Here is a 15,366-nt window from a genome sequence, read left to right as displayed (position 1 = left end):
ACAGTTGATAATCTCTTTTGTAATTAAATTTTCTTAATGCGATAAATTTTCCGAAATTTGGGGAAAACGTAAAAAGAAAAATATGTCAAATCAACCATTACAGACTTTAGGAGAATTTCTTATTGATAAACAGGACGATTTTCAATATTCTACAGGTGAATTTTCTCGTCTGCTGAGCGCAATAAGATTGGCTTCGAAAGTGGTAAACAGAGAAGTAAATAAGGCCGGAATTGTAGATATTACAGGAGCTGCCGGGAACCAGAATATTCAGGGTGAGGAACAGCAGAAACTTGATGTGATTGCTAATGAGATTTTTATTACGGCTTTGTCTCAAAGAGAGGTTGTTTGCGGTATTGCGTCTGAGGAAAATGATGATTTTATTGATATTAAATGTGGCGAAAATGGACATTTAAGTAAATATGTAGTATTGATCGATCCTTTAGACGGTTCTTCCAATATTGATGTAAATGTTTCCGTAGGAACTATTTTCTCTATTTACAGAAGAGTTACCGAACCTGGAACTCCTGTACAGCTGGAAGACTTTTTACAGAAAGGGATCAACCAGATTGCAGCAGGATATGTAATTTATGGTTCCTCTACAATGATCGTTTATACTACCGGAAACGGAGTAAACGGATTCACTCTGGATCCTTCTTTGGGAACTTATTATCTTTCTCATCCTAATATGACCTTCCCGAAAACAGGTAAAATCTATTCTATCAACGAAGGAAACTATATCAAATTTCCTCAGGGAGTAAAAAATTATCTTAAATACTGCCAGATGGAAGAAGGAGACCGCCCTTATACATCAAGATATATTGGTTCTTTGGTAGCAGATTTCCACAGAAACATGCTGAAAGGAGGAATTTATATCTATCCTTCATACTCACAGGCTCCAAATGGTAAACTAAGACTGTTGTACGAGTGTAACCCAATGGCATTCCTTGCAGAGCAGGCAGGAGGAAAAGCAACAGACGGATTCAGAAGAATTCTTGAAATAGAACCTACAGAACTTCATCAGAGAATACCGTTCTTCTGTGGAAGTATTGAAATGGTAGAAAAAGCAGAAGAATTTATGCGTATTGACAGCGTAAAATAGATGGAAGCAGCTTATTTAAAATATTTATTGCAATTTAAACGCCCGAGTGGAACATCTCGCGGCGTTTTGCTTGATAAGGAAACCTTTATCCTTACTATTTCAGAAGACGGAAGAAAAGGAACAGGTGAATGTGCTATTTTCAGAGGCCTGAGTTTTGACGACCGGCCTGATTATGAAGAAAAACTGAAGTGGCTCTGTGAAAATATTAATGAAGACATCACTTTTTTGAAAGAAGAACTGATAGAATTTCCATCAATCTGGTTTGGATATGAACAGGCAATTCTGAATCTGAAGCATGGCAGCCGCCTTTATTTTCCAAGTGAGTTTACCGAAGAAAAATCTGCTATCACTATTAATGGTTTGATATGGATGGGAGAGATAGGGTACATGGAAGAACAGATCCAGGATAAACTGGAGAAAGGATTTCATTGTATTAAATTAAAAATAGGGGTTGACTGGAAATCTGAATACATCATTCTCCAGAAATTAAGAGAGAAATTCTCCAAAGATCAGCTGGAACTTCGTGTGGATGCAAATGGAGGATTCAGTAAGGAGGAAGCAGTTACTGTTTTGCAGCAACTGGCGGATCTTCATATTCATTCTATTGAGCAGCCTATCAAAGCTGGAAACTGGGATGATATGGCAGAATTATGTGCAAAAACTCCCACTCCGATAGCATTGGACGAAGAGCTGATTGGGATTATTGATCCTGAAGAAAAGAAAAAGCTTTTAGAAAAAATAAAACCACAGTATATTATTTTGAAACCTGCATTGGTTGGAGGTTTTTCCGGTTCGGATGAGTGGATTTCCCTTGCTGAAAATCAGAATATCGGGTGGTGGATTACATCAGCTTTGGAAAGCAATATAGGATTGAATGCCATCGCTCAGTATACTTTCACCAAAAAAAATCCAATGCCTCAAGGTTTAGGCACTGGAGCTTTATTTGTCAATAATTTTGAATCCGATTTAGAACTCAGAAATGAGTTACTATGGTTCAAAAATATAAGTGAGAAAAGTTAATTAGCATAATGGTGGAGGTGAATCCGGACATGTGGTTTGGCCACAGTAGTCTGGTCCCCATGATCTACAGCACATAGCAACCGGGTTCCAACTATTACATCCAAGAGGTGGTCTTCCCCCTTTGATCGTTTTTAATTCTCCTCTTTTGATTTTCTTTAGATTTTTCATGATATTAATTTTATTTGATTGATAAGTAAATGTCGAAAACTTTTTTCAATTATACAACAAGTGGGGAATTATTTGGCAATATTTAACAATATTAAAGAAATGTTTCAGAATATTTTAAACATGAAAATGTATTCCTACATCATATCATGAGGAATAATTATTGTTTTTTTCGGTTTGTTTTATAAGGATGAGTAATTGTTGGGTCGGATACTTTGTTGATTTAGATGTTGTTATTCAGTTAAATGACATCTTTTACGAAGATGGCCTTCTTAATATAGTCTAATATATAAGAAAACTGTTTTTTAATATTTTCCATAATAAAAAAATTATAATTCCCTATACTTTGAATTAGCAATCTTTATGCCATACTGTAGATTCGAACTTATTTTAACATAAAGTTCATTTTTTAAGAATTATTTTAATTATTTGTTAAGAAATAATTGTGAAAATGTTTTCGTTATCTTTAGATCGGTTGATGATAAGATTTCTGTCTATTCCGTATAAATTTTGAAAAATATCAGACTGTACCTGCGAGCTGGATAGATATCCCCAATGGTTTCCCACTTCATATTTAAAGCTGTTCAGAAGATCATCTTTTACAAATGTACAATCGATGATAGAAACAATATCTTTGTAATGGCCGAGATCACTTGGTCCGTTTTTACCAAGTCGTGGTGTCAGGATATTTTTTGTAAACTGAGAAATTCCCAAAACGGTGTCCTGTCTGTTCAGATAAATGGAAATGCGGTTGGCCAGTAGTGGCAGCTTATTATATGAATCTTCGGAATCTTCAAATACCTTATAACTGACATCTGCATTCAACAGTAAAACCTGGTCGATAACACGAAGTATGTTCTCCCTTTTAAGGCTGTACAACATGCTTTGAAGCACTCTGTTCCCCAAAGAATGAGCCATAATATGAATTCTTTGATTGCAGGGCGCAAGATCCCGGTTGGAAAAGATATCTTTTAAAAACTGAGTATAAAAATAAAACAACCTCATCAGAGATGTTCCGGAATTGATACTGGAAGCCTTATCATCAAAATAACTCATCGGAATAATGCTTCCTGAGGCTGGCCAGCTTACAAATAAAATATGTTCTAAAGGAGATGCCGGATTATCAATGAATATTTTCTTAAGATCAAGAATAGCCTTTAATTCATCATCAAAATCATACAGATAACCATGGATGAATATCAGTACATCACTTCGGTCTTTGGTGGAAGACATATTTTTGTACAGTTCATAGAACATTCTTTGAGTGCCGCCAAGATTATTGGCTGTAAGAGCAGATTTTTTAATTCCTTTCTCACTCAGCAGAACATCTAAAACTTCTTCATAACCCTGTTTTTCAGGTTCGGAGAAAAACTTATAGTTTAAGATATTCCTGTTGGTATAGTCTTTTTTCTTTTTAGCTTGAGCAGTGGGCTCCTTGTAATTGTCAAAATCACATTTGGCAATCCTGAAATTGGGAATTGAGTATTCATCATTGGAAAAAGAGTCTACTCTTTCACCCTTATGACGGATTATCTTCCGGTTACTTAAGATATAAACGGCCATGATTGATAATGGGTTAAATGGTTTTAGCTTTCCCGAAATTAATGAAAATTACTGAGATACAAAGGATAAGGCTTTTAAATTATCACTTTTACAAACGCTTATTTTTCCGTAACTTTGTAAAACTTTTTTTGCTAAAAAATAAAAGCTACTTTAATGGAAGAAGAAAAAAAATCACTCAATTTTATTGAGCAAATTATTGAAGATGATATGGCAAACGGTCTGAAAAAAGATCAGATCCGTTTCCGTTTTCCACCTGAACCAAATGGTTATCTGCATGTAGGGCACACAAAAGCCATCTGCATCAACTTTGGACTGGGTGAAAAATACAATGCTCCCGTAAACCTTCGTTTCGACGATACGAACCCTGAAAAAGAAGAACAGGAATTCGTAGATTCTATCAAAAAAGACGTTGAATGGCTTGGGTTTAAATGGGATAAAGAATTGTATGCATCAGATTACTTCCAGCAGCTTTACGATTGGGCAGTGCAATTGATCAAGGAAGGAAAAGCTTACGTAGATGAGCAGCCTTCTGAGGTGATTACCGAGCAGAGAAAGAATCCTACAGAACCAGGAGTGGAATCTCCATTCAGAAACCGTCCGGTACAAGAATCTTTGGATCTTTTCGAAAGAATGAAAAACGGAGAATTTGAAGAAGGAACAATGTCACTTCGTGCAAAAATAGATATGGTTTCTCCGAATATGAATATGCGTGACCCTGTGATGTACAGAATTCTGAAAAGACCTCACCATAGAACAGGTACAGCATGGAAAATCTATCCGATGTACGACTGGGCACATGGAGAATCTGATTATCTTGAGCAGGTTTCACACTCATTATGCTCATTAGAATTTGAAAACCACAGACCTCTTTATAACTGGTATCTGGATCAGGTGTACGATGAAACTAAGGTCGCTCCTAAGCAGAGAGAATTTGCAAGGATGAACGTTTCTTATATGATTACTTCTAAAAGAAAGCTGCAGAGATTGGTAGCAGAAGGAGCGGTAACAGGATGGGATGACCCTAGAATGCCTACCATCTCAGGAATGAGAAGAAAAGGGTTTACTCCAACTTCAATCAGAAACTTTATTGATAAAGTAGGGGTTGCGAAAAGAGAAAACCTTATCGAAATCCAGTTGCTTGACTTCTGTGTACGTGAAGACCTTAATAAGGTTGCTAAGCGTGTGATGGCAGTTGTAGATCCTGTAAAATTAGTGATCGAAAACTATCCTGAAGGTAAGGAAGAATGGTTGGAAACTGAAAATAATCCTGAGCAGGAAAATGCGGGAACAAGAGAAGTTCCTTTCTCAAGAGAATTATATATTGAACGTGAAGACTTCAAAGAAGAAGCTAACAATAAATTCTTCAGACTGAAATTAGGCGGAGAAGTTCGTTTGAAATCTGCTTACATCATTAAAGCTGAGAGAGTAGAGAAGGATGAAAATGGAGAGATTACTGCCATTTATGCTACTTATGATGAGAAGAGTAAATCTGGAAGCGGAACAGAAGAAAGTTTAAGAAAAGTAAAAGGAACTCTACACTGGGTATCTGCAAAACATGCAATTCCTGTAGAAGTAAGAATTTACAATCAACTGTTTACTGTGGAACAGCCTGATGCTGAGAAAGATGTTGATTTCCTGAACTTTATCAACCCAGAATCTATGGCTATTGTGAAAGGTTTTGCTGAGCCAAGCCTGAAAGATGTCGCTGTTGGTGAGCCTCTTCAGTTTCAGAGAATAGGATACTTTACAAAAGATCAGGATTCTACGGACACAAATTTTGTGTTCAATAGAACTGTGACATTAAAAGATTCTTATAAGCCAGAATAAAATTTATTTATACAGGATAAATAAAACAGGGCTTAATTTTTTAAGTCCTGTTTTTTTATCTTAACTACTAAGTACAAAAGCTTTCACAAGCTTTCAAGAGCTGTTTGTACTTAAACAAAACCAAATACAAATTATTAATTAAAACTTAAAAAAAATTGTGAGATTAATTAGCGTATACACGAGTTCTTTCAAAGGACTCTCGCAGGAGAGTTGGATGCTGGCGTTGGTAATGCTCATCAACAGGGCCGGTTCTATGGTACTTCCGTTTTTAGGAGTTTATATGACCAATCATTTACATTTCAGTATTGAAAATTCAGGAATTGTTCTGAGCTTTTTTGGAATAGGCTCCGTCATTGGTTCGTGGCTGGGAGGAATGATTACGGATAAAATTGGTGAATATAAGGTACAGAGTCTGAGTTTACTTCTAAGCGTTCCCTTATTTTGTTTAATTCCGCTTTTTACAACTGAAGCTGGGCTGGCTGGGATTATTTTAGCTCAGAGTATTGTAAGTGAAACATTTCGTCCGGCAAACTCGGTGGCCATTACAAAATATGCGAAACCTGAAAATATTACCAGGGCTTTTTCACTGAACCGTATGGCTGTAAATCTTGGATTTTCTATTGGACCAGCATTAGGAGGTATTTTATCTGCTATTTCTTATGAATTTCTGTTTTTCAGTAATGCACTGGCTGCTTTACTTGCTGGGCTGATGTATATCTGGTTCTTTAAAGACCGTGCAAGATTAGCCAAACAACAGGCGAAAAAGGTAAAAGAAGCAATTGTCATTAAAAAAGAAAGTTCTCCATACCGGGACGGTAAATTTTTGATTTACTGTGTTTTCTGTATGTTGTTTTCAATATGTTTCTTTCAGCTGTTCAGTACACTGACGATATTTTATAAAGATACCGCACATATGAGTCAGCAAAATATCGGCTATATTCTTGGATACAGTGGTTTTCTGATTGTATTGCTTGAAATGGGGCTGGTACAGATTGCTGAAAAATATTTTACTTTAGCTTTTACTATGTTTATCGGGACTTTTCTGTGCGGAATTTCCTATGCAATGCTGGCTTTCGACTATAGTATGGTTGCCCTTGTGCTGTCTATGACATTACTTTGTGTGGGAGAAATATGGACACTTCCTTTTATGTCAACCATTACAGCATTACGTTCAGGAAAGAACAATAAAGGTGCTTATATGGGATTGAACGGAATGTCATTTTCTATTGCATTTATCATTACACCTTACATAGGAACATTGATTGCGGAGAAATTAGGCTTTAGCACATTATGGATTGGAACTGGAGTACTGGCAGTGGTCATTGCTATTGGTTTTTACTTTATCGTTCCATGGATGCTTAAGGATAAAAATAAAGTGAAAGAAGATGTTGTATAAGATATATTATGCTTTTGGCTCATGAATTTTTAAAAAAAGCTTCGGGCAATTTCGTAGAAATTGCCCGAAGCTTTTTTGATATATATCAGCTTTATTAAGATTTGGAAAGTATTGTACTAATGATCATATTAGCATGAATTCTTGAGTTTTCAATGAACCAGAGATGAGTATCTTTTCCGCCGCATACAACTCCTGCAAGATAGAGGTTGGGAATATTGGTTTCCATAGTTTCAAGATTGTAAAATGGATTCAGGCAGTCTCCGCTGAGCTCAATACCTGAATTTCTCAGAAAATCAAAATCAGGAAGATAACCTGTCATGGCCAGCACAAAATCATTGTCGATTTCGTGAATTTCTCCGTTTTTATCTTTAAAAATAACGGCATTATCTTTAATTTCGATCATTTCTGCATTAAAATGAGCCTTAATGCTGCCTTCTGCAATTCTGTTTTCTATATCCGGTTTCACCCAGTATTTTACACTTTTGGAAATCTCAGAATGACGAATAATCATAGTTACTTCAGCACCTTTTCTATAGGTTTCCAGGGCTGCATCTACCGCAGAATTACTTGATCCTACAACTAAAATTTTCTGTTTTGCATAAGGATAAGGTTCAGTGTAGTAATGCTTGACCTTTGGAAGGTTCTCGCCGGGAATATTCATGAGGTTGGGGATATCATAGAATCCGGTAGCGATTACTACATTTTTGGCCAGATAGTTTGCTTTGGTTGTTTTTATCTCAAAGAAATCGTTGTTTTTTGAAACACCCAGCACCTTTTCATACAGATTGATATTAAGTTTTTTTTGTCTGGCAATTCCCTGATAATATTCTAACGCCTCCTGTCTTCCCGGTTTGGGAGCAGTCGAAATAAATGGAATTTCGTCAATCTCCAGTTTTTCTGCAGTGGAAAAAAAACGCATATATAAAGGATAATTGTACAGAGAGTTGACAATGGTTCCTTTTTCTATGATTAAATGACTAAGATTATTTTTTTGAGCTTCAAGGGCACAGTTCAAACCGATTGGCCCGGCCCCGATAATGAGAATATCCAACATTTCCATCTAACAAATGTACGATGTAATTTTTAAAATGAGAAACTATAGCACACTAACTCTCATAGTCTTTATCTCTTTAAATCATTTACCGCTTGGCATCAGTTTTGGTGTTTTTTATTAATTGCAAAATTTAAAATATGAGAAAATTACTTATACCATTGGTTGTTTTGGGTCTGGTTGTAGCCTGTAAAAAAGAGGCTGGAAAACCTGTTCCCAGTGTGATCGATTCCATAGCACAAAATAAAACAGACAGTGCAGGCACCGTTCAGAATATTGCGAATAAAGAATCCGTTTTGAAGCAGACCAATGATGAAGTTTTGAAGGCTCTGAAAAATAAAGACTATGCCAGTTTTACAGCTTTGATCCATCCTGAAAAAGGGATCCGCTTTTCAATGTATGCATTTGTGGATATAAAAGGAGATAAACATTTTTCTAAAGCAGATTTTGAAAAATATCAGCCTACCAAAACATTATTTACCTGGGGAGCACATGACGGCTCAGGAGATCCTTATAAAGCAACAATCAATGACTATCTAAGTAAATGGGTATTTTCTAAAGATTTTACAGCATCCCAATATTCACTGAATAAATTCATCGGCGGAGGTAATTCCCCTGAATAATTTAAAGGAAATTTATCCTAAACATGACTTTACCGAAAACTATATCAAAGGAACTGAAAAGTATGGTGATATGGATTGGAAAACACTCCGTTTTGTATTTGAAGAATTCCAGGGGAAATATTATCTGATTGCAGTAATAAATGATCAGTGGACGATATAGAAGTTAGAAGAGGAACTGGAACTTTTAACGGGCTAAAACTTCCAGCTTCCGGCCTCTAACTTCCTTTCTCTTCTTATTTCAAAACTTCAGTCAGCTGACGGGTTAAATTTTTTCTTGAGAACTGTTCTATATGCTGAGTGTTTTCGAGAAGACGGCCTTCTTTCCAAAGGTTGAATTTATCAAGAATAAACTTCTTGACTGTTTCTGTATCCTGATAACTGAAATGTTTTCCTGCCTGCGTTTCTTCCAGAATTTTTGCAACATCAGCTCTATCGGGACCAAATGACAGAATTTGTTTTCCTGAAGCCAGATATTCAAATATCTTTCCGGGGATAATTCCTTTTGAAGATTCGTTCGGGAAATTGGTAATTAGAAGCAAATCTGAATTCTGCATTTCTTCTACCGCTTTTCCATGAGCAAGATATCCAAGGTTCAGAATATGATTTTTCAGACTTGAGTTTTCAAGGGACTGTAGGATTTTATCATCTATTCTTCCAACGAATTTCAACTTAAAATCAGTGGCAAACTCAGCATTTTCTTTCACCAGCTCATCAAGTGCTTTCCAAAGGTTTTCAGGATTTCTGAGTTGCTCCAGAACGCCAATATAACTTAGTGTAAATGCCTTGCCCATTTGTCCTTTTATACTTTCCCCAGAATCACTTTCATCAAATCCATTCGTAATACAAATGGAATTGGCTCCTGCTTTCCTGAAGTTTTCTGCATCAGTGTAGCTTGTTGCCAGAGTGATGTTCGCATTTTTAAATACAGCACTTTCAAGCTGGCGGTGCTTTTTATCTGAACTTTTGGTTAGTTTCAGATGTTTGTAATAAGAAATTTCTGTCCATGGATCACGGAAATCGGCAATCCATTTCAGGTCAGGTATTTTATTTTTAAGTCCTAAGCCAATCAGATGAAGCGAGTGGGGAGGACCAGAAGTTACAATCGTATCTATGTTATTTTCTTTTAGGTATTTTTCCAGAAACTTAATAGAAGGTTTTACCCAAAAAACTCTGGCATCAGGAATGAAAAAATTACCTCGCACCCAGATTGAAAGTCTGGATTTCCAGCTTTGATTTTTTCCTACATCAAACTGTCCGGCTTTAAATTTTTTATTGCTTTTATTTAGTTTTTCTGCCAATTGATAAGGTTCCCAGATTTTGGTTCTTACCATCTCAATATTTTCAGGAACATCTTTCATCAGGGTTTCATCCAGCAATGGATAGCTTGGATTTTCCGGAGTGTAGATAATGGGTTTCCAGCCAAAATCAGGCAGATATTTTGCAAACTTCAGCCATCTTTGAACACCAGGACCTCCCGCAGGAGGCCAGTAATAGGTGATAATCAATATTTTCTTCTGTTCCATTTTGAATATTTTGCCATTCAGAATGACATTGCACAATATATACTATTTAAGCTTTTTGTTCAGCTACAATTTCCTTTTTCTTGTTTTTATTGATCCAGAAAATTCCAAATGCAGCCAACAGGATAAATAATCCAAATGAAAGAAGAGAAAGCCATTTTCCTTTTTCAATTACTTCAGGCTCAAATACCATTCTGATATGATGATTTCCTGCCGGAACATGTACTGCACGAAGTAAGTAATCTGCTTTAATGTATGGAACTTCTTTTTCATCTACCAGCACTTTCCATCCGTGAGGATAATAAACTTCAGAGAATACCGCCAATTGAGGGGTTTTCGACTGAGATTTAAATTCAAGTTCATTAGGCTGGTATTTCGTAAGATTGATAAATGCTGTAGAATCTGCCTTAACTGGTTTGTTGTCAAAATATGATTTATCAGATGATGCGATAACTGCTGTTTTTTTGTTATTGATAGTCCCTATGGATTTAATTTCCTGATTAGGAGTATCTACAAATTTTAAATCACTTACAAACCATGCATTTCCATTGGCTTTTGGATTAGGAACAACCTGTGGCTGCTCAGGTCCTCCGAAAACCATATACTTGGCATTTAATAAGTTTAAAATATTAGGAGTTTTTACACTGTCAACATTGTTGATATACTCATTCAATACATCATCATATCTTCTTAGTTTTACAGCGTGATAACCACCAATTGAAGCTTTAAAATAAGAAGTATTGGTCTCACTTGTCACACCCAGAGTCTGGTTGTAAATTCTGTAGTGAGTTTTATCTTTTTCAGCAATGGTTTCCAATGTTTTGTTGATGTTTACATTGGATAAAATAGATTCCAGATTCGGATTTCCCTGAACTTTTTCAGCCAAAAGATCTGAACTTTCTGTCTGGAAAGGATTTTCTGCAAATATTTTATCTACATAGTTTTCATCGTTTAAGTAACGTTTGTTTACAGTCCAAAGATCAAATAAACTCACGACTCCGATTACTACTAAAGCAATATTCTGATTAAGCTTTTTCTTTAAAGTTAAGAATAATGCTGCTGCAGTAATGGCTACATAGATAAATGCTTTTATGGCGTCTATTCTGAATAGCTTATATCTTTCATCTACAAGATAATCAAGCAGGAAAGGAGGGAAATAAGTCTTCTCGCTTTCTGTTGAAAAACCTAATAGTGATTTTCCGAAGATCAAAAGAATCAATAAAAATCCTAAAGTTCCACCACCTACATACATAAGAATTTTCTGCTTGTATTCCTCAGTAAGTTTTTCGTCCGTGAAGAATCTGTATAACCCCAGAATGGCAATCAAAGGGAATAATAACTCTACAACCACTAAGATGGAAGAAGGTGCTCTGAACTTATTATAGAACGGAACATAATCGATAAAGAAGTCTGATAATGGCATAAAGTTGCTTCCCCAGGCCAGTAAAATAGTCAGGATAGAAGCGCCCAGAATCCAGTAACGGTATTTCTTCGAGGCAAAGAAGAATCCTAATAAAGCAAGAAAACATACAATGGCTCCCTGATAAGCAGGTCCTGAAGTTCCCGGCTGATCTCCCCAGTACGTCATTCCGCTGAAACCTTTTGAAATTCTGTCCATTTCCGCCTGTGAACCTACATTTTCCTGAACCAGTTCCTGAACTCTGTTCATCATTTCTTTTCCTTCCGGCTCCTGGCTTCCGCCACCCATCAATCTTGGGATGAAAAGGTTTAAAGTTTCAAGCTGTCCATAGCTCCACATCAGCATACTTTCTTTATCCATTCCGGATTTTCCTGAAGTATGGCTGTCATTATTTAAAATCTGTTTTCCACGAACTGTTTCTTTTACATATTCAGAATTGGCCATGATTCTTTGCGAATTCATTCCAACTCCAATAATGCATGATGCCGCAATAATTCCTGATGAAATAAGGAAGTGCTTCATCGGTGTCTTTTTCTGTATGGCTCTGATGAGTTCAGACAGGAATAAGAATCCTAGTGCAAGGAACAGATAATACGTCATCTGCGGGTGATTGGCTGCAATCTGAAGCCCCATAAAAAGGGTTGTAACAATGAATCCCCAGATATATTGTTTTCTGATATAAACCAGTAAAATTCCGGCTAACAGCGGTGCAAAATACTCAATAGTGTTTACTTTACCGTTGTGTCCGGCTGCAATAATGATATAAAAATAAGTTGAAAGTCCAAAGAAAGTGGCTCCTAAAAGCGCGTACTTCCAGTTTCTGACTACTACCATTCCCAAAAGGAAAAAACCTGCAAACAGCAGGAAGAGATAATTAACCGGCCTTGGCAGGAAATTCAGATTGCTGTCGATTTTCTTGATGATGTCACCTTTGAACTGGCTTCCCATCTGATAAGTCGGCATTCCCCCAAACATGGAGTCACTCCAATAGGTTTCATTTCCGGTATTCGCTCTATAGTCGAGCAGTTCTTTTGCTCCACCTCTGTATTGCACAATATCGTGCTGGAAAAGCTGTTTTCCTGTAAATACAGGAGTAGAATATAAAAATGCTAAAACTATAAATACTACTAATGAAGCTGCAATATAAATGAAGTTTTTATTTTTTGCCATGCTGGTTATTATCTTTTATTTCTTGGAATGTTTACCTTTTGTCCTTACTCTCTTTCACCTCTTCATAGTCTACAGTTTCTGCATCCCAGTTAAGGTTCTGTTTGTTATTCTTATTCGAGTTGTGTAGATCCTGCTGTCCGTTGTTTTGATTATTGTTATTAAAACGGTAACTATAAAATGTCTTAAAGAAAATCCTTTTCAGAATATTCCAGACAAAGAAAATGATAATTGCAGTGAGTACTAACTCAAGAATGTACTTCATAATTTAAAAAATTTAAAGTTCAGGGTTTAATGTTTAAACCCTGAATGCATTTAATTCAGTTATTTTATTTAGCAGATGGGTTTACCATTACCGAAGAATTGGAAACGCTTTTCATAGACTGAGACTGTTTTCCATCTGAAATGGTTTCTATCTGCGTCGTTTTTACATTGATATTCTGGTTGGTGATCCATCCTGTGCTTTCGTCAAACTTAATGGTTCCGTTCTGAACCAGTTCACTGCTCAGACTGTGTGTGATAGGTCCCTGAGCTTTCTTTTCAGTCTTCTTAGGAATTCCTCCGGTAACGGCAATTTCTGCTGCTCCGTTTCCTAAGCTTTTCATTACATAATTAGAAGTTACTTTTACAGCTCCGCTTGCATCGGCATTTTCGGAAGTAGACCATTTTTCACCTATTTTTACTCCTTTTTTAGGAATAATCATCAGATTTTTATGGAATTGATCTTTCAATACCTTTTCGTTGAATGATTCCTTAAGGCTTGCTACAACACTTGCTTTTTGATTGGCATCTTTGATAAGAGTCCCTACTGCATTGGAAACTTTTGTGTAAACAGCATCAAATCCAGTGATAGAGATTACATTACCTTTTGTATCCATTTTCATGGCAAGTTTGTTTCCGGTAAGTGCTTTGTTTACGTTCCAGATCATTTTAAGATCATCTTCTTTAGGAAGAGCAAGCTTAGTATCTACCACTACTGTTTTTCCCTGTGCAGACTGAGAATTTCTTTTCGCTACAAGATTAAGGGTCATTTCGTATACATTCCCTTTAATATCATTAACTACAAAGTTCATTTCATCTGTAGATTCGCTGGTTGCAGTGATGGATTTTCCCTGAGGATCCGTCATTGTTTTTACATCTCTCTGATAAGTGGTCAGAGGATAAGTTTTTCCTTTTTCAAGCTTAAAAGTCTGTGTAATAACTCCTGCAGAATCTTTGATTGCCGGGTTTTCTGCAACTTTTGCTACAGAATCCGCAGGAACTTCCACTGTTACCGTTTTTCCGGTTTTAGGATCTACTTTCGTTATTTTTGCTGTTTCTTTTTTACAAGATACAAGAGCTATTGATGATATAAGCGCAAGCGCTGCAATGTTCTTCATTTGATTTTAACTTTATTTTTTACTACTGTTTCTTAATATATTGTCTGCAATATCATGCAGTTTCCCCTGAGATTCTCCATCTGACTCATTGGACAGTACAACTACTCCCATATTTTTTGACGGATAAACCTGAAGCACACTTGAAAAACCAAATGTACCTCCTGTATGATAAACCGTTTGGGTTCCGTCTTCATAGGTATGTACCCTCCAGTATAGCCCGATTGCATCTCCATCGTTTTTTACAAGAGGAGTATGAGATGATTTTACATATTTGTTGTTTTCATCCAAATGGTACCGTATGTATTTCACCAGATCTCCTGTCGTGGACATAATTCCACCTGCCGGAGCAAAGATCGTTGTGAAATTTCTGGGCATTACCTTTCCTTTTTCGTTGTAACAAGTCAATAGCTGTGCAGAATTCATACCAATAATGGTTTGGTTCATTTTCAGAGGTTTTGTAATATACTCTGAAAGCAGGTCTTTATAGCTTTTCTGATATACTTTTTCCAGAATATCTCCTGCAATCTGTGTTCCTACATTGGAATATCTGTATTCTGTTCCCGGCGAAAAATCAATTTTTGCCTGATGAAGATCTTCATAAAATTTCTTTTTTGAATAGTTTTTATAAAAATCAGACAGCGCAGCTGCAACAGAATCCATCGGTTTTTTGAATGTTTCAGACTGATCCGGTAAAAACTGGGGCAATCCTGATGAATGATTGGTAAGGTTACCAATTGTTATCGGATGCTTTTCAAATTCAAGATTAGAATAATTTCCGTCCAGATATTTTCGGATATCATCATCCATTTTGATTTTACTATCCACAAAAGCATGAGCCAGGAGTGTTCCGGTAAATGTCTTGGTGATGGATGCAATCTCGTAAACACTTTGGGAGGTCGGAAGTTCGGATTTTCCGATTTCCGTTGTTCCATAATTATAAAAATAACTTTTACCATCTTTAAAAACACCTATTGAAAGTCCTACACGTGAAGGATCCTGCATATAAGTGAGTGCTTCCTTCTGAACCATTTTGTCAAGTTCAGTGGTAAGGAGATTGTCGGTTGCTATATTTTTTGTCTGTGCATTATAAATAAATGGCGCAAAAAATAATGGTAAAAGCAATTTTATTTTCATGT

The 15,366-nt window shown here is 36.3% G+C and carries 12 protein-coding genes; 5 read left to right on the top strand and 7 right to left on the bottom strand.

Annotated features, from left to right (window positions below; translation table 11 throughout):
• Nucleotides 1-82 precede the first annotated feature (82 nt).
• The gene (fbp, locus tag KIK00_RS09290) at nucleotides 83-1,099 is read left to right on the top strand and encodes a class 1 fructose-bisphosphatase (RefSeq protein ID WP_255816270.1); all 1,017 of its coding nucleotides are present in this window, start codon (nucleotides 83-85) and stop codon (nucleotides 1,097-1,099) included.
• On the top strand, nucleotides 1,100-2,119 hold the full coding sequence (locus KIK00_RS09285) for an o-succinylbenzoate synthase (protein ID WP_255816269.1): 1,020 nt from the start codon (nucleotides 1,100-1,102) through the stop codon (nucleotides 2,117-2,119).
• A 597-nt stretch (nucleotides 2,120-2,716) separates the two neighbouring features.
• Here the strand turns inward: KIK00_RS09285 and KIK00_RS09280 are convergent.
• Entirely contained in the window at nucleotides 2,717-3,847 is a 1,131-nt protein-coding gene (locus KIK00_RS09280; protein WP_255816268.1) for an alpha/beta hydrolase, read from the bottom strand.
• A 153-nt stretch (nucleotides 3,848-4,000) separates the two neighbouring features.
• On the opposite strand from KIK00_RS09280, the gene KIK00_RS09275 reads away from it, so the two are divergent.
• Both KIK00_RS09275 and KIK00_RS09270 read left to right on the top strand, forming a co-directional pair.
• Nucleotides 4,001-5,674: a glutamine--tRNA ligase/YqeY domain fusion protein gene (locus tag KIK00_RS09275; RefSeq protein WP_255816267.1), complete on the top strand. Its 1,674-nt coding sequence runs from the start codon at nucleotides 4,001-4,003 to the stop codon at nucleotides 5,672-5,674.
• A 214-nt stretch (nucleotides 5,675-5,888) separates the two neighbouring features.
• Entirely contained in the window at nucleotides 5,889-7,070 is a 1,182-nt protein-coding gene (locus KIK00_RS09270) for an MFS transporter (RefSeq protein ID WP_370647751.1), read from the top strand.
• Between the two features lie 94 nt (nucleotides 7,071-7,164).
• Here the strand turns inward: KIK00_RS09270 and KIK00_RS09265 are convergent, their stop codons facing one another.
• Entirely contained in the window at nucleotides 7,165-8,130 is a 966-nt protein-coding gene (locus tag KIK00_RS09265) for a YpdA family putative bacillithiol disulfide reductase (RefSeq protein ID WP_255816265.1), read from the bottom strand.
• A 131-nt stretch (nucleotides 8,131-8,261) separates the two neighbouring features.
• On the opposite strand from KIK00_RS09265, the gene KIK00_RS09260 reads away from it, so the two are divergent.
• A complete protein-coding gene (locus KIK00_RS09260) occupies nucleotides 8,262-8,744 on the top strand; it encodes a hypothetical protein (protein WP_255816264.1) in 483 nt (160 codons plus the stop codon).
• A 233-nt stretch (nucleotides 8,745-8,977) separates the two neighbouring features.
• On the opposite strand, the gene KIK00_RS09255 is transcribed toward KIK00_RS09260, so the two are convergent.
• From KIK00_RS09255 to KIK00_RS09235, 5 genes are all read right to left on the bottom strand, one after another.
• Nucleotides 8,978-10,267, bottom strand: coding sequence for a glycosyl transferase family 1 (locus tag KIK00_RS09255; RefSeq protein ID WP_255816263.1), 1,290 nt, complete (start codon nucleotides 10,265-10,267; stop codon nucleotides 8,978-8,980).
• A gap of 46 nt (nucleotides 10,268-10,313) precedes the next feature.
• Nucleotides 10,314-12,854 (bottom strand): YfhO family protein, encoded by a 2,541-nt coding sequence (locus KIK00_RS09250; RefSeq protein WP_255816262.1) that lies wholly within the window; start codon nucleotides 12,852-12,854, stop codon nucleotides 10,314-10,316.
• Between the two features lie 31 nt (nucleotides 12,855-12,885).
• Entirely contained in the window at nucleotides 12,886-13,116 is a 231-nt protein-coding gene (locus KIK00_RS09245; RefSeq protein WP_255816261.1) for a hypothetical protein, read from the bottom strand.
• Nucleotides 13,117-13,180: 64 nt separating this feature from the next.
• Nucleotides 13,181-14,230 (bottom strand): DUF6263 family protein, encoded by a 1,050-nt coding sequence (locus tag KIK00_RS09240; RefSeq protein ID WP_255816260.1) that lies wholly within the window; start codon nucleotides 14,228-14,230, stop codon nucleotides 13,181-13,183.
• A 12-nt stretch (nucleotides 14,231-14,242) separates the two neighbouring features.
• The gene (locus KIK00_RS09235) at nucleotides 14,243-15,364 is read right to left on the bottom strand and encodes a serine hydrolase (protein ID WP_255816259.1); all 1,122 of its coding nucleotides are present in this window, start codon (nucleotides 15,362-15,364) and stop codon (nucleotides 14,243-14,245) included.
• Nucleotides 15,365-15,366: the final 2 nt, after the last annotated feature.

Origin of the sequence: Chryseobacterium sp. MA9 (assembly GCF_024399315.1) — a bacterium.
Classification (GTDB): Bacteria; Bacteroidota; Bacteroidia; order Flavobacteriales; family Weeksellaceae; genus Chryseobacterium.
Note: the sequence above shows the minus strand (reverse complement) of the source record. Positions and strands in the feature narration are given on the sequence as shown.